This window comes from Legionella stuttgartensis, assembly GCF_977063405.2.
Genome location: NZ_CDRUHA020000059.1, coordinates 90,096 through 112,694, shown reverse-complemented (window position 1 = coordinate 112,694; position 22,599 = coordinate 90,096). Strand labels below are relative to the sequence as shown.

The window sequence follows — 22,599 nt, the reverse complement described above, 5'->3', positions numbered from 1 at the left end:
AATTTGTCGATGTAGAATATTTTCCAAAATAAAAAAGCTTGGGTGAGGGCGGAGCCCAGTCCCAGCTTTTTAAGAAGAGAGTATAAGTAGCGCTAATTCGGGGCTGTTTTGTATTTGACCCAGGCTAAAAGCGCAATTATGGTTTATTTTCCCGAGGATAATTTATGCTCATTATTAGAGGAATTGTCACCACTAAGCCAGCTTATTACCCATTGCCAGAATCCAACAAATGGGTTTTGCTGGTTAAAGAAAGAATAATTCTTCATGGGACCTTGAGGCCGAGGCTTACCAAGGTGTGTTAAATATTCCAATTCCTCTTTAAATAAGCGTGCAGTTGGTTGATTATCATTTCCATTGGCTTTGTCATTGATTGACTCAATCAGTGCATCTATATGGGGTAACTCGTCCTTAGCAAAAGATTTTCGAATTACGGCTTCGAGAGTCTTCTTGGCTGTTCGCTCATCTGGAAGTTCAAGTTTAAACAGCAAATCTTTTTTAAATTGAGTTGTATCATCATTAACTAAAATCGCATATTCCAGGATATACAATTGTTGTTCTGTTTGAGCTGATTTAATTAAATCATTATAATGCTTGGCGCGAATTTTACCCCGATAATAATCCAGAAAATAAGAAAAATAACTTAAAGTTTGGTCACGATGTCCTAGATAAAACTCCACTGCGTTAGTACAGCTTTGCTTCAATTTATCCAATTTCGATGTATCTAAAGTTGATTTTTTCTTAACTGTTTTAGCAGGTAAAGATGGATTCTTTTCCTTTTTTAGTTCTAATGAAACAGGATTTGACGGCAATAATACTGTATCCATCTGTTCTTGTTCTTGTGACACCGGTCTTGATGGGAACGAAGCTTTGTCTTTCATTTCTGGTCCTGGTGGGACAGGATTTGAGTCTAAAAATTCTGTTTCCTTCTTCTCTGATTCTTGTAGAACCGCATTGGTTTTAGGGGGGAAAAAGCGTTGAATTTCAGGCAAAACAAAATTTTCTGGTAAGTTGGCTTTTGTTAAACATTCACGAAGTAATTTAATTGTTGTGTGGAATTCTTTGGAAACTTCCTCACTTTGCTCCGAAAGGGGCTTTTGAAATTGTCTGAGTAAGCAATGAAGCTTAAATTCCAATTGACAAGTCTCTTTAAATCGAGGGTTTTCGACTAATTGTTCCAAAAGCCCATAATGTTTTTCACTTAAGTAATCAGGAGAGATGTCTTTTCCAGCCATAATGATTTTTATCTGCGCCAGATGATTGACTATTTCCAAATTTTCAATGGCTACATCCAAATCAATTTTTTGTTCTTTAATGAGCTTTTCACATTTTGTAAATATTTTAGCAAGTTCTTCAAGTGCTTGCTTCAATGGTAAACTGTCAAAGGTATAACGATAAATTTGATTGTTTAAATCAAGTTGTTCCTTTAACATCCTAAACTCAACACGTTCTAAAGTTTTTTGAATAACTTCTCGGTATGGAGCTGCTAGTTGAGTAAGAGTTTGAGGATTGTTACCATTAAGAAGCTGAAACAATTGAGGTCGTACGTCGGTTTTATCATAATGAGCTTCTAGATTCTCCATATAAGCTTGGATGATGTACGCACCATGATCTTGTATAGGCTGTTGTAGGTCCTTATCTAAGTCGTCCAATTTTCTATTTTCAAGAAGATTGGCTAATGCACCCCATTCTTTTTGTTGCAATGCCTCCGCTAATAATTTTTGTAGACTGTATTTTCTTTCAAATAAAGGAAAGATACTTGCAAAAAGTATGGGATCTTTTAACGCATCTAGAATACTTTTATTGGGGGTAATGGGAAGATCACTTTGAGTAAACAAGGTTTTAAATATCTTCTCATTTTTTTCTTTAACGGCTCTTTTTAAGAGATTTAAATAAAGTGGGCTGCTTTGAATTGAAGGATCTTGCTCTGGACTTTTAATTGAATTCAGAAGCGACTCCCTTGGGTTTTGGACGTTTGTTTTTAATAATAATTGATAAAGTCTGCCGTAACCTTGTTCATAAACTGTATCAAACAAAGTAGGGATAGATTGATCACCAAATAATTGTTGAATGGCAGATTTTCTTTCAATCGTGTTCAGAGTCAATTCTTTGGTAAGTAGCAGATTGGCTATTTTTGCTTGTTTTTTCGCACAACCAAAAAGAAATAATTCTTTAAAATCTAATCCGAAATCAAGATTAGACTCAATAAAGGGTATTAAAACAGAATCATTACCTTTTTCTATAGCTTGTTTCAGTAATTCTACAATAGATTTTTTTAATGGGGTTTTAGGAGTTATTCTTCCTTGGCTTAAAAATCTGGCAACCAAGCTTCGATTGTTATTGGCTAAGGCGGAAATAAATATTTGTTCGGTTAATTCCTCATCAACTACAACAGGTGCTTCTTCAGATGCTGCTTCAGTTGGTTTTTTAGTTGGTTCTTCGAACAAATAATCTAAAGGTATTAACATATTATTTTGGGCAAGCAGAGCGATCAGTTTTGGTCGTTGCTTTAATGTGGGCGCGAGTTGTAATAGTAATTTAATCCCATGTTCATTTTTGTCTTGGATTAGTTCATTAAGGAATTCATCCAGATCTTGTTCTTCCCATTTTATTGTGTGAAATAATCTTTTTGCTAGCGATGGGAGCTTATTTTTGAATAAGGCTCTAACTTGTTTTTTTTGTTCTTCTGGTTTGGCGTTTAACGAAAGGGTGTGGGCGGGAATCTTGGTCATTACCCGATTGAGTTTGGCAAGATTCCTAGTATTTGAAGCAGAACTGTTGAGGTATTCATTAAATAGTTGAGGGGCTTCTTTAACACAGATTGATATTACAGGTTCAATATTCCTGTTTAAACTGTATTCTAAAATAAGTTGCTTTATTTTAGGGCTGGCATTTGCAAAACATTTTTCGATGATTGAATAATCTTCATAGTCAGAACATAACCACAAAATTGTATTAAGGTCCTCAGTTTTATACAGTACGTTAAATTTTAATTGAGTAAGAATATCTAAAATAGATAAGTCTTCTTCTTTTAATGCTTTTGTGCAGAGAAACTCTAAAGTATCTGAATCAAGACTGCTTTTTTTGGATTGCAGCTTTTCTTGGAGAAATACGCTCATTTCTTTATTACCATTCAATATGGCAACTGTGAGTGCACTTTTGATCATTTCTTCTGGAATATTAGCTTGCCATGCTTTTTTAACATGCTCATTTTTGCGTAAGAAAATAAGGACATTGAGTATCGTTAGAGAACCAAGCTTTTTTCTGAGATCAATTAAATCGTATTCACGTTTCTCAATATGTTCCCAAAGAGGAGAGTTTGATTGTTTAAGCCATGCTTGGACATAAGTTTCAAAAATAGATTTATCGTTACGTTCCATGCATTCCGCAAGTAAATCAGGGTCTTGAAGATTGACCCTGAAGTCATTTTCAAAAAGTTTTTTCAAAGTGGTTACATTAACCTCTTGAATAAGCTCTTTATTAAAAATTGAAGGAAATGATTTGGGGGTAATTTGAGCCTTGGTTAACTGCTGAAATAACAAATGTAAAACATGATGTTGGTTGGCAGTCGCAGCGCATTGAATTTGTTTTATTATTTGTTCGGGAGACAGTTTGCTTAAAAAGTGTTCTATTGTACTAGCAGCCACGTCCTGTTTAACATACGTAAGTAGTTGCAAATGATTGCAAATTGTTTGATTTTTAGTCTCCTTGGTGAGATTTAATTGATCGAATAACTTTAATATTTCTGTGTAATTTGCTTCCCTTTTCATGAGCAGAACTAGTTGTTTTGCTGAGCTGTCCAGTAGGGCCTGCAATTCATGTTTTAATTCTTCTTGTTCTTCAACTGTAGTATATGTTTTGCGGTAATGCTCAATTAAGCTTTCTGTTTCCTTAATGTTTCCGACGTAAAGAGTGCAAAGAATTCCTCGTAAAACAGCTTTCTTTAGAATGGGTGACTTAGGTTGTTGCATTAAAAGATTATTAAACTCAGGACGAAAATATTCTTTTGCTAATTTGTCATAGGCTATTCTATTTTGCTTAAATAAGTATTCGAGGGTGTTGGTATCTCTTGCTATAGCTGCAAAGAAACTTGAATTGGAATCAGCCTGACTTGTAAATGCAATTTGATGTAATTCATCTTGAGAGGGATAGTGCTCAGGAGTAGCATCTGGAGGAGCAAATGCTCGAATTGCCAGACCAAAAGAATCATCTTTATATTGAAAGCAATCTTTAAATTCTTTAACTAAATCATCAATTGTTTCAAACTCTTTTGTTCTTCTCGTGTAATTTGGGTCGTAAACAATAAATTTACCATTTTCGACAGATAAGGAAATTGCATGGTTATTACTAAAAACTGAATAGGAGCGATTATCGCGGACAATTTTTTTGAAAATTTCTTTCCATGCTGCCTCGCTTGTTACAAGTCCCAAATTAAATTCATTTTTTAATGGTTTATTTTCAGTATCTAATATTTTTTCAATGTCACTTTGCAAGATTTCATAATAACTATATTCATCAGCACGAAATGCTTTTTCAACTTTGATAATGAAACTATCAAGAGCGGGATTATCCCCGATGCGATAAGTGCTGGGTAAGTTTGCTAGCTGGTCGAGTAAATGAAAAAACTGAGCAGTTTTACTTTCTAAATTATCTTTAATGCTTTTTGAGGCATATTTGATATGTAGAGCTGCGAGTCCTGCGCAAATTCCTTTTTTATTCAGAGTGAAGTCAATATTGCCTTTTTGCTTGAGACAAAAGTTTACTACATTAATAATTTTGCCTTGATTCGGCATAGTCAACACTCCTATTTTTTGGTGGTGCAATTATAATTGGCAGACTAATTTAATACAATACATAGTGACTGAAATTTATGCAAAATAAAAAGGAGCTAAGATTTTAAGAATGGAGGAAGAATTATTATGCTTCTAAAATAATTTCTTTTGCAGGTGGTCTTAAATTATAGTGGGAACTCATACAATGTCCATAGGCTCCAGTGTTCGCAATTAAAATGATATCTTTTTCTCGGGTTATGGGGAGTAAACGGTCGTATCCTAAAGTATCTCCCGACTCACAAATCGGACCCACTAAATGGGAAAAGCTAGATTTTTTTGAGTGCAGTTGACTTAAATTGACAATTTCATGATAAGCCCCGTATAAAGACGGCCTGATTAAAGAATTCATCCCCGTCTCAATTCCTACAAATTGTACTTCGCCTTTTTCTTTACACTGAGTGACTTTTGCCAAGATGACGCCACTTTCCGCGACGAAATAGCGACCAGGCTCTAACCAGAATTTCAAATAAGGGTATTTTGCTTTTACTTTTAATAATCGTGTATCAAGTTGTGTAAGGTCCAAAGGTTTTTGTCCTGGTTTTTCAACAATCCCCAAGCCACCACCTAAATTAATGAATTGCGTATTAGGGAATTTCTCAATGAGTGATGTGAGCATTAAAGCAGTTTGCTCCCAAAGTTCTGGTGTAAGAATTCCGCTTCCCGAATGCGAATGTAAGCCTATGACATGGATATTATAGTTCTGAGTTAAGGTGCGCAGTTGTTCTATGTCATTTTGGTCAATTCCAAACTTTGATTCATTTCCTCCGGTTACAACATGTTTGTGGTGACCAGCACCTGCACCTGGATCAATACGGACTATGATCTCACGGTTTTTAAATAGCTCAGGCCAGTTTGCTAAGGGGTATAAATTATCGATGGTGACATAACAGCCTAAATTCATTGCAATTTCATATTCGATTTTTGGTGCAAAATTTGGAGTAAATAAAATTCGTTGTTTGTTTATATGGGGGAACAAATCTGTTATCCGTTTTAACTCCTGAATGGAAACACATTCAAATCCTATACCTTCTTTTTCCAATTTTTTTAAAATAGAAGGATGAGGGTTGGCTTTGATTGCATAAAATAGAGTATCAATTGATTGTAATTTCAGTAATTGTTGTGCCTGAGATATTTGTGTCGTGCTGTGATATACGTAACATGGAGAATGAATTTCTGCAATTGCGAGCAGGCGCTCACGGTCAACTTCCCACCATGGGGTAGGGCGATCCATTCTTTTTTCATTTTTTTTGGGATGGAATACTTTTTCGAATTGAATGATAAAACCATCCAAAATTGGATTGTCTCCAAGAAGATAATCATCGGGAATCATGCATAATTGTTCGAATGCCTCAAAAAATTGATCGGTTTTGTTTTCCAGGGAATAGTGTTCATACAAGTCAGTCAGCCCGGCGTAAGCAGCAGATTGATTCAATTTAAAATCCTTACCGGACTTTTGTTTGAGACATAAGGTGAGCGCATCAATAATTCGGCTATTTTGGGTCATTATGAGCTCATGATTTGATTGCATCATATGAGAGTATAATTTACGAACTGACCGAATTCAATTCACTACGTGTTTGGCTTGATATTGATCAATATGATGTATTAATTTATGCTTGCAATTTTATTGATGCTCACTTAGTCTGTACTAAAAACAATAATTCATAAGGAATATTGAAATGGCGCAAGATAAAATAAATATGGATGATGCAGGAAAGACGGGGGCTCTACTTGCTCTAGGAAACACCATTTTAGCCCCTTTGTATTGGATAGATGCCAAGTTTGGGTTGACTACTGCCCTTATAGGCACTGGTGTTTTTATATATGGCGCACACGAAATAGGTAAAAAAAGAAGACCTGTCCAAAACGGAGTAAATAGCCTTAACTCTTTTTTTGGGGGTAATACCGGTGACAAAAGTACTGAAGTTGAAAATGCTATTGCAAATATAGTTGTCGGTGGTGCGGCTATTTTCGATGAAATTATGCCTAGTGATAAGAAAAGTCATCCATGAATTTTCTTTTAAAACAATTACTCAAGGAAGTGTAGTATGCCCCGAGATCAAATCAATCCTGAAAAAGCTCTAAAAACTGGCGCATTAATCAGTTTTGGAAATTTATTTATGTCACCTTTATATGCCAGATTAGGTCCATTTGCTTCATTGACTTTAACCGCCGCTGCCTTATTTGGATTGCATGAAGTAGGCAGGAGCAAACAAGCGGGAAATGGCTTTTGGGGCTTCTTTGCAAATAAGACCAATTCTGGAGCTTCCGATTTAAACGTTACTATGAATCATGTTGTGGAGGGTGGTGCATCGGTGTTTGATCGGATTTTTCCTCCAGGGAAAAAATGAGTTTGTAGTCTGTAATCTGAAGAAGTGCAATAAGAATCCCGGGAACTTATACAAAAAGCTCGGGTTCGCTGCGCTTCATCCAGGCTACAATGATTTATCCCACTTTATGAATTTTAACTAACATACCAATCTGAGCATTGTCGAGATAATAAACTACATCATCTTTCAAGCGTTGCTTTTGTGAGACAGTGAATGATGATTGTGGATTATTGGGTGGCGATACCTGGAGTTCTGCATCAAAAGTATAATAATTGCTTTGCTTTATATTTAAAGTACCTTGCATTTGCCAACCGTTATGATCGACAAAGGGCAGAGCAACAGTGCTTTGATTATTGGCAGGTTGTTTCCATGAATAATGTCCCAGGACTTGGTAACGTGATTTTCGAGTCAGTAGATAGTATTCATCACGTAAGCTTGAAGAAGAAGGGGATAATAGCTGATAGGATTTCCCCGATTTTTCTGAATCTGATTTCAAAGAAATTGTATTGGCATTCGTTGGGATAAGCGGTGCATCAACTGACACTTCCCTGTTTTGATTTGGTTGTGCAAATATAATTAAATCAATTTGATAAGAAGACTTGGCTAAAGTCACGCAGGAATATAAGAGGCTTAGAGTTATTATTATTAATCGGTCCATGGCTAATTTATTTATTGTTATTATTTTAATGGATTTACCCGTTATCGCATTTAGTAATGCTGTTTTAAGTTAAATAAATTCCCCTCTCCCAGTAATGGGAGATGGGTGAGGGTGATCTAGTGAATCCCTCATCCGCCCTGTCGGGCACCTTCTCACCCTGGGAGAAGGGAGTGGTGTTTAACTTAAAACAAAGTCACTACGCTAACCTTACTACATAGTACAATGCGATTATAGCTGTCTCTATTGAGTTCACTCAACAACAATTTTGGGAAACTTATCCGCATAGTTAATTGGTTTTTTCGCTAACTCCATAGCGCTCTTCATGGCTGTTTTAATCAATGTATCCGTTAACTCATTACGCGCTTGAGTTGCAGTAGGGTTTCCCTCATCACAGTTTTGTCTTATGCGTCCATCCAAAGGTAGTTGTCCTAGTAATGTAGTAAGATGTGTAGCACAAAGTGCTTCAGCTCCACCTGCACCAAAAATTGCCTCTTGATGTCCGCATTGACTGCAAATATGAGTGGACATGTTTTCTATAATACCCAACACATCAATTCCTGTTTTAGAAAACATGCTTATCGCTTTTTGTGCATCAAGAGTTGCTACGTTTTGTGGAGTAGTTACTACTATAGCTGCGGTAAGCGGTATTTTTTGTACTAAAGTCAATTGGATATCCCCGGTTCCTGGTGGTAAATCAATGAATAAATAATCCAGATCATCCCAAAGAGTAATATCCAACATTTGGATTAGTGATTTAGCAAGCATAGGACCTCGCCAAATGAGTGCCTGCTCGCTGTTTGTTAAATAACCAATAGACATGGTTTGGATTCCATGCGCTTTTGCAGGAAGATAATGATCGCCGCTGATTTCTACTGGCTCGGTTTTGCCGAGCATTAAAGGCATGCTTGGGCCGTAAATATCCGCATCCAGAATACCTACTCGTGCTCCTAATCGTGCTAATGCTGTTGCTAAGTTTACAGTTACAGTAGATTTTCCAACGCCTCCTTTCCCTGAAGCTACTGCAATTGTATTTTTAACGCCACGCAGACCTTTACCAACGAGTTGTGTTCTGTGCGGTTTGATTCGTTGGGTGATCTGAATCACTATGTCTTGTTTGGGAAATGCAGATTGTAATGCTGCTTGTAAGAGAGGTATATAATGTTCTTCAAGCAGTTTACAGGGAAACCCGGCAGTTAAGTTGATGAGCAACTCCTTATCCGTTATTTCAAGGCTGCACTGTAAATTCATTTCCTTACCGGTAAGATCAAGAAACGGATCTTTTAAGGTACTTAGTAAGTGGATTACAGTATTTTCAGTGGACATGGATTGGCCTTTTTAACACAAAAGAGGAATAATAGCGCAGAGCAGTTTTATTTCATAGGATTAGTTTTCGAGTTCAAACAGTGAGTCCGACAGGCTCATATTCCCAACTAACCCAATGATTGCTGGAGAGGTAATAAATACCACAATAAATAGGAAGAGCCGTATGCATTGTGAGATAAGAACCGTATTCGTCCAATTGTTGTCGATGTTTCATCATTGATGTTTCATCTTCTTTTCCTGTTTTGAAATCAATAATCCAGCGTTTATCTTGATCCTCAAAAGTGCGATCAATGATACGTGTAATGGGTCTATTATATTGTTCCACCAATAACTCGTATTCATTTTGCTCCTGATGATGCTTGCTAATGATCCATAGTCCTATTTGATCTTCAAACATCCTAGTAATTTGTTCTTGGATGTTTGCAAGAGCCTCGTGTTGCATTTTTTCATCGAAACCTAATTTTCGTAATTCATACCGTGCAAGGTTCCAAGGAACTTCCGTCATGTTTTTCGGATGATGATCACATATCCATTGCAAGAGTCGGTGCGTTACGATGCCTATTAATCTAGGGATACTTGTCGATAAGGAAGATGAAGTATTCTTGATGCTGAGGCGGACATCAAACGCTTCAGATTCTTTATTTCGGTAATAATCAAGGGGCAAACGTCCGAGTTTGGGTAAAGACACGTTTGTTTCTTCTGTCAGGGGCAGGGGGGTATCTTCAGTAAATTCTAAATGTTTTAGAAGATATCTAAATGAAGCTTTGGAAGAGCGTTCAGAATGATCCATTAAATACAGACGTGATTTTGCCCGTGTTACAGCTACATAGAGTAATCGTTGAGATTCATAATGGCTTTTAACTCCATCTAATCGACTTAGATAATCATATAAAGCACAATGTTCTTGGTGTGCCGCTTGGATAGGGGACATGAGTAACAAATTGCCGTGTTTTTGAGTCGGTAAATTAAGCCAACGTAACATCGGATTATCGCCACGATTGGGTTGCGCTCCCAAACCAGGTAAAATTACGGTATCAAACTCAAGCCCTTTGGATTTATGAATAGTCATTATTTGTAAACGAGAGGGATTGGCTTGTTGTGAATAGAGTTTGTTAAGTTCCGAGAGAAATTCCTTAAGATCCGGTAAACGACCATCTTGTTCATAACGATCAAGTAAGCTCCAAAATTGCTCCAGATCGTTGAGTTGAGCGGCATTCAGGATATTATCCATATGCAATTCTTTTAAAGTTTGAATCACCCAGACTGAGAGCTTGCTTTCATATCTTTGAGTTAAAGATTTATGCACAACTCGTATAAAAAAATCGGCGCGAATCTTTCCTTCTTCACTTAATCCATGGATTTTATTTAAATGTAACAAGGCAAAGTAAATCGACTTTTTCTTATTGAAATGAGCAATGGCATGAATGTCACTTAAAGCCAAACCACAATAGGGACTGCGAAGTACTGCGAGCCAGGAGAGACGATTAGCTGGCGTCAATAAACTCTGAGTCAATGACCACGCATCACGTAAATGACCTAGATTGGCTAATAAAGTAATATCCGTACCCTGATAGGGAATTTGATGTTGGCGCAAGAGTCGAATGATTTCAGCTAGTTGCGTTCTTGAGCGCACCAGAATCGCAATTGTTTGCTCAGGATGAGCTTGTAATTCGTATTGAACGATTTCGATGAGTTTTGTTGCTTCTTGTTCCCGATTTTTAAATTGTAAGGGGCGAATTGCACTGCATTCTTCATCTTGAATGACATTGACACTTGAATGAAAGGAAACGGCTCCAGACTCTATATCAACTTGTTTGGGGAAGATATTGGTGAATTGATTATTAACCCAATTAACAATAGTTTGTGTTGACCGGAAGTTGCAGCTTAATTCAAGTGATTTCAATTTAACAGGCCCAATGCCCTCTTCTTTAGCGCGAAAAAATAATCCTACTTCAGCTTGTCTGAATCGATAAATCGATTGCATGGGATCGCCGACGATAAATAGAGTTTTCCCGTCATGTTCCTGCCACCCAAAAACGAGTTTCGTTAACAATTCAAATTGAGTAATTGATGTATCCTGAAACTCATCGACTAGGATGTGATGAAGTGTATGATCTAGATACAAAGCCAAGTCAGTAGGACTTTCTGCATCCCCTAAAGCATTCAATGCTTGCTGAGATATGGCAGTGAAATCAATTTCATTTTGTTCGCTAAACAAAACATGTAAATGACTTACAAGAAGGGGGAGCAACAAAAACAGCGCTTGTAAGACGTCCCATTGTTCTAAATCATATTCGGGTTTAGGTAAATTACTGACTTGGATTAATGCCTCAAGAAAATCAGGATATTCATTGAGTTCGTTAAGTAATTCTTTGCTGGCATTTTTTAGTCTTTTATATTCATCAGGAGCGCAGGAGGTACTGAGCAAGCCGACGTGATGATCAAAACTTTTACGGAAATTTGCATCTCCTGTAAGCAAGAGTTTACTTAAAGCGGCGGCAATCTCTTGGGTGGTCTGTTGGAAATCATACCAATTTTTTAGTGGATACCGTGGTGAATTAAAATCATTTTCTATGATTGCTAATTCCCGGGCACATTGAGTTAATTTCTGAGCCAAATGTGGGGGCACACTTTGTGTAAAGCGTTTTAACTCATGTTGTTCTATAAGAAGTAGTGCATGTTCGAAAGCCGATTTTTCTTGGGAACGTGCTTGAAATAAAGGAGTTATCCATTGATCCCTTTGAGAGAGTAAGACTGTGAATAATTCAAGTAATCGATCCTGGCGATTATCAACATGCAACAAAAGAGTTTTTATTGCATTCTGATATTCAGGGGATGTCAGAGCAAACTGAATACAACATCGACTAGCATTTAAATAATGACTTTCAGCCTTTTCAGTAATTTGTGAATAAGAAATTTGCTTTTCCAAGAGAGGAATTGACTGATTAATGCTTTGGCATAAGGAATCTATTGTAATTATTTTTAAGCGATTGGGCTGCTGTAACAAATCCCATTGAAAGGAAGCATCACGCTGAAGTGCTGCATGGGCAAAATCAAGCGTTTTTTGTTGATGAGGAGTTTTGGCCTTTTTATTATGGGCTGCTTGTTGAAGCGCCACAACAATACGTTCACGCATTTCACTCGCGGCTTTGCGAGTAAATGTTAATGCGATAATCTGCTCGGGCGCTGTTACCGTGCTCAATAATCGTAAATAGCGCTGGGTCAGAATTTCAGTTTTACCCGATCCTGCTGGGGCTTGCACGATAAAGGATAAGGAAGGATTAGTGGCTTGGCTCCGTTGATCACTGTCGACTAGCATTATTTTTATTCCTGTACATTATTGAGCGCTAGAAGGAGGGGAAAATCCCTTCTCCCAATAGGGAGAGGGGATTTTTAGTCGATAACAATTTCTTGTGCCGGTGGGCGCAAATTGTAATGGGAACTCATGCAACGACCGTAAGCCCCAGCATTGGCAATTAATAACACATCACCTTCTTCTGTTACAGGCAATAATCGGTCATAACCCAAGGTATCTCCTGATTCACAAATGGGTCCTACTATATGAGAAAAACCTGCCTTTTCTTCATGCAACCGACTTAGGTTTACGATTTCATGATAAGCACCGTATAACGAAGGTCGGATTAATGAATTCATACCTGTTTCTATCCCAACGAATTTTACCTTTCCTTTTTCTTTGCATTGGGTCACTTTGGCGAGGATAACACCACTTTCTGCTACAAAAAAACGACCAGGTTCAAGCCAGATTTGGATTTGAGGATAACGTGATTTAACTGCCATCAACGAAGCATCCATACTTTCGAAATCTAATGGTTGTTGGCCGGGTTTCTCTACGATACCTAGCCCACCACCTAGATTAATGGATTTGACCCGTGGAAATTGCTCTGTTAACGAGGCGAGCATTAAAGCGGTTTGTTGCCATAATTCTGGAGTGAGGATGCCGCTCCCTGAGTGTGCATGCAACCCTACTACCTGAATTTTATATTTCTTAGTTAAGGCGACGACATGCTCAATATCATTTTGCGTAATACCAAATTTTGATTCATTTCCACCCGTTGAAACATGTTTGTGATGACCTGCACCTGTACCTGGATCAATACGAATAATAACATCGCGATTTTTAAATAAATCTGGCCAACGTTCTAATGGATATAAACTATCAATAGTAACATAACAGCCAATATTTAAAGCATATTCATACTCTGTTTTTGGAGCAAAATTAGGAGTAAACAAAATTCGTTTACGGTCAATATTAGGAAAGAGTTCTAGTACTCGGTCTAACTCTTGGATGGAGACACACTCAAAACCGATTCCTTCGTGTTCCATTGTTTTTAAAATCGATGGATGAGGATTGGCTTTAATTGCATAAAATAAGGTATCGATTGACTTTAATGCCAGTAGTTGCTTCGCTCGATCCGCTTGGGTTTGACTGTGATAAACGTAACAAGGTGAATTAACTGAGGCAATGGTTAATAACTGATCGCGCTCTTTTTCCCACCATGGAATATTGCGAGCCGAAGGTTTGCCAAATTCTTCATGCCAGCTTTTTGAATAGTAGAAAATTTGAGGATTATTTTCTATAAGTAAGTGGTGAAGTTTTTGACATAATTGATTTGCTTGCGACTCATCAACCACGAAAGTTAGGTTCAAGTCATTGGATGCCAGTGACATCAAGTAGACTTGTTTTGCTTCAAATACTTCCAATGCTGGGCCAAGTTGTGGCAATACAGTTCTGATATGATGGCCTACCAGACTCACTGCACTACAGGGTTCAATAAGTTTTGCACGACCAAATTGGTTTAGCTCGTCGAGTAACGCATTAATGGCTGGTCGATCATGTATTTTACTATTGATATCCAGTGATAAAGTGACGTTAAACTCGGAAGAGGAGAGTAAGTCTACTGAGAAACCATGGTGTTTAAAGGCTGTAAATACATCGGATAAAAATCCTACTTGTTGCCACATGTGCAAAGTATCTATAGAGATCAATAAAATGCTGTTTTTAATCTGTATGGATTTTATTAACGGTGCTGTTTCATCAATATCTTTAGTAATCAGTGTTCCCGAGTGTTCTGGCATTTGAGTAAATTTGACTGACATTGGAATATTGGCGCGCCGAACCGGAGGAATACAGTTAGGATGTAATACTTTTGCTCCCATGGTCGCAATTTCTTGAGCTTCATCGTAATTTAATTTTTTCAATAAACGGGCTTGAGGCAGTTGATGAGGATTGGCCGTATAAATTCCAGGAACATCAGTCCAAATTTCACATGATGCGGCATGAAGCTTGCCTGCAAGTAACGCAGCGGATGTATCTGAACCACCACGACCCAGTAAGACCGTTTCGCCTTGGGGATTGGCAGCAAAGAATCCCTGAGTAATGATGGCTTGAGCGCCACAGGATGTAAATTTTTCAACTAATTCAGGAGCATATTCACTGTCACAGCGAGCAGAGAGGTAATTTGCAGACCCACCTTCAGGGAAGGGCGTACTGGTTAAGAGTTCACGTGCATCAAACCATTTACAATGAATTCCTTGGTTTTCGAGAAATGCATGTCCTAAGCGGGTCATCATCAATTCGCCCATACTTAAAATTTCTGCATGCGTTTTTGCCGGAGCTTGCTTTAATAAGGCAATTCCAGTGAGCCACTGTTCGAGTTGAAGTAAGTCTTTTGCTATTAATTCAGGATTGACTTCCAGTTGTTCAGAGAGATTAAGATGCCCATTACGAATATCAGTAAGAATACTTTGGTGTTCATTGATTAAAGCAGCTTCAATAGCCTTTTCAAGTTTGTTAGATATTTGGGTTAGTGCGGAGCAAACAATAACCGGCTGCACCCCGGAACTCATATGCTTTTTGGTAATGGAAACAATATTATTCCAATTGTTGCGAGTTGAAACGCTGGTACCACCAAATTTAGTTACTATTTGTTGCATGATTCATTTCCGCACAAAATTAATACACATTAGCATGGACAGGAGTCGATACACAAGTTCTTACAACTTGAATTACAGAACTATCGCTAATTTTATCCATTAATTGTTCATGATGGGCTCAATTGGATCACTATGGATTAATATTCATTACCTGTTGAATATAAATGAGAAAAAGGTATTTTTAATGATTTGAAAAAAGGTTACACTCGATTTTTTAGCGGACGTGTTTTATTCAATTTTTGAAGTATGATATTTGAGGAGTAAAAGGAGTGAAAAATATGCACAAACCTTTAAGAACACTGGTTAATGCGGCTGTTCTTAGTGTTCTGGCTACTAGTGGAGTTCATGCATCTGGATTTTCTTTATATGGAGAAGCTACCGGATATACAGTTGGTAACTATGCTGCTGGTTCTGCTGCAGAAGCCGCTGATGCATCAACCGGTTGGTATAATCCTGCTGGTTTAGCTTTACTTCGTGAACAACAAGTAGTTTTTGGTGGTGTGGGCATATTTCCTACTATGAAACTAGATGGTACTAGTACCTTTACTACTTCGACCGGTCTTCCTCCACCGTTTCCTTCTGCGGTTCAATATGTACAAGAGTTCGAAGGAGTAGATGGGAGTTATAATGGTTTTGTCCCTTCATTCCATTACGCGCTTCCTTTAGGTGAGCGTACTACCTTCGGTTTTAGCGTTACTGCCCCTTTTGGTTTGTCTACTGATTGGGCTCCTGATTCTCCAGTCCGTTATTCAGCAACGTATACCGAAATATTAACTTCTAATTTTTCACCAGAATTAGGTACTCGATTAACTGAAAATTTTGCATTGGGAGCTGGTCTTGATCTTCAATGGTCTCGCGCTAAATTCAATCAAATAATTGGTGCGCCGACTTTATTTCAAATTCTTGGAGAAAATCCTGCGACTGTTGACTCTTTAAGTTACAACAAAGCGTCCTCTTGGGGTGTTGGATTCCATGTTGGGGTGATGGGAATATTTAATGACAATCACACCCGTATAGGTCTTAATTATCAATCCAGAGTCAGACATGTTTTCTATGGACATAGCCGTTTCTCTGGAATATTGGCTAACAACCAATTTAATCTGGTTTTCCCTGTCTTACCTCCTTCGACTTCTAGAACAAATAATGACTTATTTAGTAACCCACAAGAATTTCCTGATGTACTTACTTTAAGTGCTTACCAAGACATCAATGAGCGATTCGCTTTATTGGGATCTGTTGTTTACACAGGATGGGGGGTTTTCAAAGAAATCCAATTGAATAATGTGGCTGTTCCAAATATTGGGCATGCACCAATTTTCCCTGTCACGCAAGCAAATATTAATAGCAATGTACCGCAAAATTATCACGATTCTTGGCGCGTTGCGCTTGGTGCAAACTACCATGTAAATCCGAAGTTGATGCTTCGTGTGGGTGGGGGTTATGATCAGACTCCAACTAATGACACGGATCGAAATATTCGTTTACCAGACGTGGATCGTTGGGCTATCGCCGTTGGCGGCCATTATCAATGGCGACCCAATATTGGTGTTGATGTAGGGTACACTCATCTGTTTGCTGGTAATAAACCAAATGTTCATTCTGAACAGGCTCTGTCACAAACATCTGTATACAATGTCGATGTTGATGACGGTAATTTTGGTGCAGATCTTGTTGGTGCTCAATTGACATGGATTATTGATAAAGCTCCACCAGCGCCTACAAAATAACTATTTAAAAGTAGTTCCAATAAATAAAAAAGCCACTTCAAGTGGCTTTTTTATTTGTCTGTTATATGAAATATTCTGTGATTTTGGGGAGTTTTCCCACTACCCAATTCAGAATTATTTTTTGGTTATTGTTGCTTCGCCAAGACCATTTACAGTAAGGGTATATCCGTTTTTAGATAAAAACTTTGGAGTGATATCGCCAGTATCAAGATCCATATGAACCTCACCAACCTCTACAGGATTGGATGTATTGGTGGCCATTTTAATTACTGCAGAACATTGTCTACCAGTAGTATGTCCGTAGCAGGCCAATTTTACGAGATTCCAATAAACTCGTTGAGTTGAGTTGGCGGGAGTTGGGTATGCAGAAGGGACGCCTGCTATATAAGCGTTTGATTCTTCAGGAGTATTATTATGCGTGGTTAAATACGTTGGACTTGCAAAAGCGGATAAAGCACTGATGCTTAAAGCTACTGCTGAAAAACCTTTAAATATTAAATTCATTATATCTTTTTCTCCGTTTAATTATAAATGATTGGTTAGTTGTTATCCTCTCCACTATGGCTAGTGAACAGTCAAATTGATCTAACTAATCGGCTTTTCTACATCTAAAACCCATCAAGAGTATATCGGAAAATAACTAAGTGTCTATCACCATAGGTTTCATAGACACATTCAGTATGGGCTTTTATTGTAAGAATAAATGTCGCATTGGGCATCTTATATCGATGATTTATTTTGACTTAACAAGCGTGCAATATCTTTGGCAAAATAAGAAATAATAAAATCCGCTCCAGCACGTTTTATTGCAATCAAACTTTCTATAATAGCGTGTTCTTCATTGATGAGTTTATTTTGAGCAGCTATTTTAATCATTGAATATTCACCACTTACCTGATAAGCACAAAGAGGCACTTCAGGGAAGTTTTGTTTTAGTTTTGCTATAACATCCAAATAAAATCCGGCAGGTTTCACCATGATCATATCTGCACCCTCCTCAAGATCCAGGGCTGTTTCTCTTAAGGCCTCAGATCCATTAGCAGGATCCATCTGATAGGCCTTGCGATCGCCAAATTTTGGAGCTCCTTGGGCTGCCTCTCTAAAAGGACCATATAGACAAGAACAATATTTAGCACTGTAACTTAAAATGGGAATATGCTGATATCCTTGTGCATCTAAGGCTTCGCGAATCGCAGTCACCATTCCATCGGTCATTCCGCTAGGTGCAACCCAATCAGCACCAGCTTGCGCATGACTTAGAGCTTGTTTTGCAAGAAACGCTAAGGTTTTTTCAGTATCAATGCATTCTTCATTAAGCACACCACAATGACCATGATCTGTGTACTCACAAAAGCAAAGATCGGTAATAATAAGGATGTCTTTATTCACAGCACGAATTTGTTTTATCGCTTTTTGAATAATTCCTTCATTATTAAATGATTCACTACCATAAGCATCTTTATGTTTAGGAATACCAAATAGAAGTACTGCAGGAATACCCAAGGAACTAAGCAATTCAATTTCTTTAGGGATGCAATCTAGGCTTAATTGAAACTGACCAGGCATCGCGCTTATTTCTTGGGGGGCATTAAGTACTTCACTGATAAATAAAGGAGCAATGAATTGCTGAGGATGTAGGCGTGTTTCTCTAACTAAAGCTCGCGACATCGGATTACTTCTTAAACGAGTTAATCTTAATGGTATGTTGTAATCGGTCATGGAATTAATTCCTAATCATATAGTTCATTCTGTGTCTAAAAAGATCTCGGATCCCAAAAAGTTCGAGGTATTTTAACACAACTCATGAGAGACTGGGTGAAGTGTGCAAAGTACATAACTCAGAATACGCCTTTGTAGTTCTCATCCCGCCTTTACTTTAGGTTTTCGTTTTTTTATTTTCTTATTGGAGGTATACAAGAAATCAATACCGCTACTGGTATCACTGTTGCTGATTTGGATACTAAAAAATCGGTTGAGTAAGTATCTCAGCGTCAACATATTCGTATCTGTTTGTGATAACCCGATGTTATAGCTTAAATAAAGACGTTTTGAAAGAGATTTTCCTACTACAAAGGAGGTTGTGTCGCTTGAGGTATTGGTAAGTTGATTATAATTGGTATTAGTTTGTACATTAAAATCGATACCAGCAGTTTGTTTGAGTTGTTCTAAAAGTTGAAGACTATTCGTATTACTACCTAGATTCATTGAAGATATAGCTGTGAGAAGTAATTGTCCACCTGCTTTATCTGCTTGGTTCGCAGGGCGACCTAGAACCAGCAGGGAAAGAATATCTGCTTGGGAAAGCGTTGCAGGATCAGAAAATAATTGTATTTTAGGACGAGTTAACCGACCGGTTGCTTCAACGCCTAAAATCATGGTTTCCCCATAATTAATATTTTGCATGTTAGAGCTATTAAAGTCTAAAAGTTGAGTTGAAGTCGCGAGGGTTGTTGAGGTAGTGGAAATTTTTTTCGCGGCTCTTAGATTAATTTCTAGATTACTGATGGGACCACCCCTAAAGAGTAATTGTCCTTGTTGTATTGCTAAATCCTGCCCATAAGCTTTATATGTACCTTGTCTCACAGATAATTCACCAAATGCATTAATTGAGCTTTGTTGTGATTGCTTTAAATGGAGTATTCCCTCCAAATAACCCTTTAAGCCTTTGACGCTGACTGCAACTTCTTTTCCCATCTCGAGATCAATATCCATGCTATTAAACAAATTAAAAGAAGTGGATGGTTTTTCTTTACGTTTGTAAACTACATCATCGGGTAAAGAAACACTGTTATGGAATGAGCGAGGTTTAATTTCTGCATAGGGAACCAAGATGTTACCGGAGATGGATTGTACCGTTGGAGTGAAATGCAGATTGAGTTTTGGTGAAATGTCAATTTTGTATTCACTGGTTTGAACCAGTGGAAAATCATTTCCCTCTAATACGAAATCACCTATAAATTTGGAGTTAAGTTTTCCCTTCCCAGTAAGCGATAAATGATGACCCGAGGATGCTATTGAGCCTGTTGTCTCCCAAGAGCGTTCTTTTCCACGCACGTTTATTTCAAAAGCATCGATATAAAGTCCTAATCTAGGTAAGTCGAAATGGGTGTTACTCAATCTTAATTGGCTTTCGATTTTGCTTTTATTCAAAGTACCACTTACTTTTAATGAAGCAACTAACTGTCCTTTGAGGTTGTTAATTTCGGGGCTAATTTTTTGTAAAAAATCCAAAGAATTTATTTTCAATACTAGTTCGCTGTTGATTGATTGCTCGTCATTAAGGCCAGTATCAAGGGCAAATTTAGGTAACTGAAACTTGAGTTTTAAATTTTTATGTTCATCAATCGCTAAAAGACCAGAACCTTTAAGAGATTCAGGTGAAAGGAGAATCTTTAAAGAGCCACCTTTAAATTGAAGAACTGGGAGGGCGTCATTATTGGGTTCATGATAAAACCCAGGACGTATTTTGACTAATAAATTTCCTTGATTGTGGGCGGTGATCTCACCTCGAGCTGATAAATTGGTATACAAGCGAGCATTCTGGGGGGCGCTATTCTGTGGATTTAGATTAGCATCAAAAGTCCACTGCCAAGGGAAAGTTCCGCGAATTTTTGCCTTCATTAGCCAATGATCTTCAGGAGCAGTAATCATTTGGGAGCGCATATCAATTTGTAGATTAGGCAAGACACCGGTTGCTGTAATCGTTCCTTTTTTACTATCGATGATTTTGTCTTGCTCTATATTCCATTGCAGTCCTTGCCATTCTGCAATTATTAATTGGCTTTCTTGTAGAGAGTGAGGATGCCACTGCACATTCAATTGTTTTATTTTAACTTTAAGTGTTTTATTTTGATATTCGATTCCACTCACAATAAAGTGATTTAATAAGCTACCCTCAATTTGTTGAATTTTTAGGCTACCAGGGAGATATAAGCCGCTGAAGTGAATTACAGTACGCAACCCTGATTTGGTGCCTACTAAGAATAAGGCAATACCACCGAATAAAATAAGAAATAACGAGCAAATATAAAGTACTTTAACTAACACTCGCAGCGTTTTTACCAGAAGTCGCTTCATAGGTCTGGTCCCATGCTGATCACCAATCGAGGGCTGCTGCTATTCCGCTGCCACCGTTTATTAATTTCTTGCGCCAATCCTATTTTAATTGGACCTATAGGTGAAACCCACATTAACCCACCGCCTGCATCATAATAACTAACTAAAGGAGTTGGGTTGTACACAGCCCCTGCATCATAAAATGCAATGAGGTACCAATTTTTTTTAGTTTCCTTTTGAATTTCAAAGCCAGCATAACTGATGACTCTGCCTGGACCTATTGAATTAAAACTAAATGCTTTTAGATTATCTGCTCCTCCTAAAAGTAATGCAAGTGACAAAGGTTGTTGGTTGATGTTGTTGATGGCAGTAACCCCTTGAATTGCGTGTCCGTAAAGACGTAAACGAATTGGTTCAATCCGCATCGCAGCTTTCATATCCACGGAAGCTTGGGCAAAATTAATAGTCGACAAGAGGGCTTGATTTGCAGCAAGGCCATTTAGAGTGATGTTATATCCGGACGGTGAAAAAAGCAGATCTTGTGTTTTGCTAAAGGTGAAACTTGCTTTGGGATAGAGCAGAAATTGTTTTGTATTTTGCTGTAACGCATAATGAAATCCTTCATAAAGGGTATTTACTGATAAAGTACGTTGGTAATTGGTTACACGATGTTGTTGCGCCAGTGAAATAAGAAAGGAATTACTGTAACCTGCACTGTAGCTTAAATTCGAAAAATTTCCGGTAAGAGTATATTGATCATTCACAGGATTTTTACCGGGAACCACATACTGGGCTTGCAGGGCATTTTGAACAAAAGATCCTTGAGCCATAAGATTAAATTTATGCCCTTCGCTATTGACTGGTACTACATGCAAAGCGGCTCGACCGCGAGGTCCTGTATCTGTTCCATAACCTGCACCAAGGGTATAAGAGTATTTGGATACAGGTTCAGTATAGATTTTCACGGGAGTTGTGGGATTTTCTGTAATTAGTGGTTTAACCTGAACCGAACTAAAGTAACCACTGTTTGATAAATCATTATTTAATTTGAGTATCTTACTCCCTGAATAGACTTGTCCTGGATGAAAAGGAACAAAACGATGCAATAATTTAGGGTTAATGTATGTAGGGTTAAATTGTATTTGGCCAAAATAATAAAGTGGCCCAGTATCAAGAATGAGTGTGATTTCTGCTGTATAGTTATCTTCATCGATTAAAATTTCACTTTTCTGAAATCCAGCACGCATGTAACCCTGCGTTTCTGCGCTATCAAGAAGTTTTAATTTGGTTTGTTCGTATTGCTCCGTGAAAAGGGGCGTTCCTTGTTTTAGGGGTACATTTTTTATTGCATCACGCAGGATAGGATTATGTGATCCTTCACCAATGAGTTCCATGGTAAGCCCTGAAATCATGATTTGTGGGCCAGGATGAATGGTAATGATCAACTGCTGAACGTTTGGTCTTTGAAGTGTTGCTACAGCCTTAAAATAACCAAAAGGTTGGACCGCTTGAATTACTTGTTCATTCAATTCTTCTAGGCTGAATTTGGAGAGTGGTTTTAATTTTTGTAATTCACTTAATCGTTTTTCAACGTTCGCCTCTACTTTTCCTGCGACTCCATAAATTGTAATGGATGCTGTGTCATTACTTTTAGCAAATAATGTAAAACAGGTAATGAGAAGTATCATATAAATTAATTTTTTCATGATAGTCTCAGTACT

At 37.8% G+C, this 22,599-nt stretch carries 12 protein-coding genes and 1 pseudogene; 3 read left to right on the top strand and 10 right to left on the bottom strand.

The genetic code is table 11. From position 1 onward, the window contains the following. Positions 1-143: 143 nt before the first annotated feature. Both ACWTEW_RS18705 and lysA read right to left on the bottom strand, forming a co-directional pair. A complete protein-coding gene (locus ACWTEW_RS18705; RefSeq protein ID WP_454783163.1) occupies positions 144-4,790 on the bottom strand; it encodes a hypothetical protein in 4,647 nt (1,548 codons plus the stop codon). 124 nt (positions 4,791-4,914) lie between these two features. Then, positions 4,915-6,054, bottom strand: a pseudogene (lysA, locus tag ACWTEW_RS18700) (diaminopimelate decarboxylase); the annotation flags it as partial. Between the two features lie 454 nt (positions 6,055-6,508). Between lysA and ACWTEW_RS18695 the strand changes: the two are divergent. Next, positions 6,509-6,841: a hypothetical protein gene (locus ACWTEW_RS18695; protein ID WP_454783162.1), complete on the top strand. Its 333-nt coding sequence runs from the start codon at positions 6,509-6,511 to the stop codon at positions 6,839-6,841. Between the two features lie 36 nt (positions 6,842-6,877). Further along, the gene (locus ACWTEW_RS18690; RefSeq protein WP_454783161.1) at positions 6,878-7,180 is read left to right on the top strand and encodes a hypothetical protein; all 303 of its coding nucleotides are present in this window, start codon (positions 6,878-6,880) and stop codon (positions 7,178-7,180) included. Between the two features lie 94 nt (positions 7,181-7,274). Here the strand turns inward: ACWTEW_RS18690 and ACWTEW_RS18685 are convergent, their stop codons facing one another. The 4 genes from ACWTEW_RS18685 to ACWTEW_RS18670 all read right to left on the bottom strand — a co-directional run bounded on the left by ACWTEW_RS18685 (position 7,275) and on the right by ACWTEW_RS18670 (position 15,095). Continuing rightward, positions 7,275-7,817, bottom strand: a complete 543-nt coding sequence (locus ACWTEW_RS18685) for a CsiV family protein (protein ID WP_454783160.1) — start codon at positions 7,815-7,817, stop codon at positions 7,275-7,277. A gap of 249 nt (positions 7,818-8,066) precedes the next feature. After that, the gene (apbC, locus tag ACWTEW_RS18680) at positions 8,067-9,140 is read right to left on the bottom strand and encodes an iron-sulfur cluster carrier protein ApbC (protein ID WP_454783159.1); all 1,074 of its coding nucleotides are present in this window, start codon (positions 9,138-9,140) and stop codon (positions 8,067-8,069) included. Between the two features lie 73 nt (positions 9,141-9,213). Next, on the bottom strand, positions 9,214-12,459 hold the full coding sequence (locus tag ACWTEW_RS18675; RefSeq protein ID WP_454783158.1) for a UvrD-helicase domain-containing protein: 3,246 nt from the start codon (positions 12,457-12,459) through the stop codon (positions 9,214-9,216). A gap of 74 nt (positions 12,460-12,533) precedes the next feature. Beyond that, positions 12,534-15,095, bottom strand: a complete 2,562-nt coding sequence (locus ACWTEW_RS18670; RefSeq protein WP_454783157.1) for a bifunctional aspartate kinase/diaminopimelate decarboxylase — start codon at positions 15,093-15,095, stop codon at positions 12,534-12,536. Positions 15,096-15,364: 269 nt separating this feature from the next. On the opposite strand from ACWTEW_RS18670, the gene ACWTEW_RS18665 reads away from it, so the two are divergent. Then, entirely contained in the window at positions 15,365-16,822 is a 1,458-nt protein-coding gene (locus tag ACWTEW_RS18665; RefSeq protein ID WP_454783156.1) for an OmpP1/FadL family transporter, read from the top strand. 114 nt (positions 16,823-16,936) lie between these two features. Here ACWTEW_RS18665 and ACWTEW_RS18660 read toward each other — a convergent pair whose 3' ends face one another. From ACWTEW_RS18660 to ACWTEW_RS18645, 4 genes are all read right to left on the bottom strand, one after another. Further along, positions 16,937-17,326, bottom strand: coding sequence for a hypothetical protein (locus tag ACWTEW_RS18660; protein WP_454783155.1), 390 nt, complete (start codon positions 17,324-17,326; stop codon positions 16,937-16,939). A gap of 216 nt (positions 17,327-17,542) precedes the next feature. Next, complete coding sequence (gene hemB / locus ACWTEW_RS18655) at positions 17,543-18,541, bottom strand: porphobilinogen synthase (RefSeq protein ID WP_454783154.1); 999 nt, start codon at positions 18,539-18,541, stop codon at positions 17,543-17,545. A gap of 141 nt (positions 18,542-18,682) precedes the next feature. Beyond that, entirely contained in the window at positions 18,683-20,899 is a 2,217-nt protein-coding gene (locus ACWTEW_RS18650; RefSeq protein ID WP_454783153.1) for a translocation/assembly module TamB domain-containing protein, read from the bottom strand. Next, on the bottom strand, positions 20,896-22,584 hold the full coding sequence (locus ACWTEW_RS18645; RefSeq protein ID WP_454783152.1) for an autotransporter assembly complex protein TamA: 1,689 nt from the start codon (positions 22,582-22,584) through the stop codon (positions 20,896-20,898). The genes ACWTEW_RS18650 and ACWTEW_RS18645 overlap by 4 nt, the downstream gene beginning before the upstream one ends. Positions 22,585-22,599 lie beyond the last annotated feature (15 nt).

Bases quoted from the DNA above. Each gene is read 5' to 3' on its own strand.
- ACWTEW_RS18670 (WP_454783157.1), bottom strand. From the start codon at position 15,095: ATGCAACAAATAGTAACTAAATTTGGTGGTACCAGCGTTTCAACTCGC.
- ACWTEW_RS18690 (WP_454783161.1), top strand. From the start codon at position 6,878: ATGCCCCGAGATCAAATCAATCCTGAAAAAGCTCTAAAAACTGGCGCA.
- ACWTEW_RS18695 (WP_454783162.1), top strand. From the start codon at position 6,509: ATGGCGCAAGATAAAATAAATATGGATGATGCAGGAAAGACGGGGGCT.
- ACWTEW_RS18645 (WP_454783152.1), bottom strand. From the start codon at position 22,584: ATGAAAAAATTAATTTATATGATACTTCTCATTACCTGTTTTACATTA.
- ACWTEW_RS18685 (WP_454783160.1), bottom strand. From the start codon at position 7,817: ATGGACCGATTAATAATAATAACTCTAAGCCTCTTATATTCCTGCGTG.
- ACWTEW_RS18675 (WP_454783158.1), bottom strand. From the start codon at position 12,459: ATGCTAGTCGACAGTGATCAACGGAGCCAAGCCACTAATCCTTCCTTA.
- ACWTEW_RS18650 (WP_454783153.1), bottom strand. From the start codon at position 20,899: ATGAAGCGACTTCTGGTAAAAACGCTGCGAGTGTTAGTTAAAGTACTT.
- hemB (WP_454783154.1), bottom strand. From the start codon at position 18,541: ATGACCGATTACAACATACCATTAAGATTAACTCGTTTAAGAAGTAAT.
- ACWTEW_RS18660 (WP_454783155.1), bottom strand. From the start codon at position 17,326: ATGAATTTAATATTTAAAGGTTTTTCAGCAGTAGCTTTAAGCATCAGT.
- apbC (WP_454783159.1), bottom strand. From the start codon at position 9,140: ATGTCCACTGAAAATACTGTAATCCACTTACTAAGTACCTTAAAAGAT.
- ACWTEW_RS18705 (WP_454783163.1), bottom strand. From the start codon at position 4,790: ATGCCGAATCAAGGCAAAATTATTAATGTAGTAAACTTTTGTCTCAAG.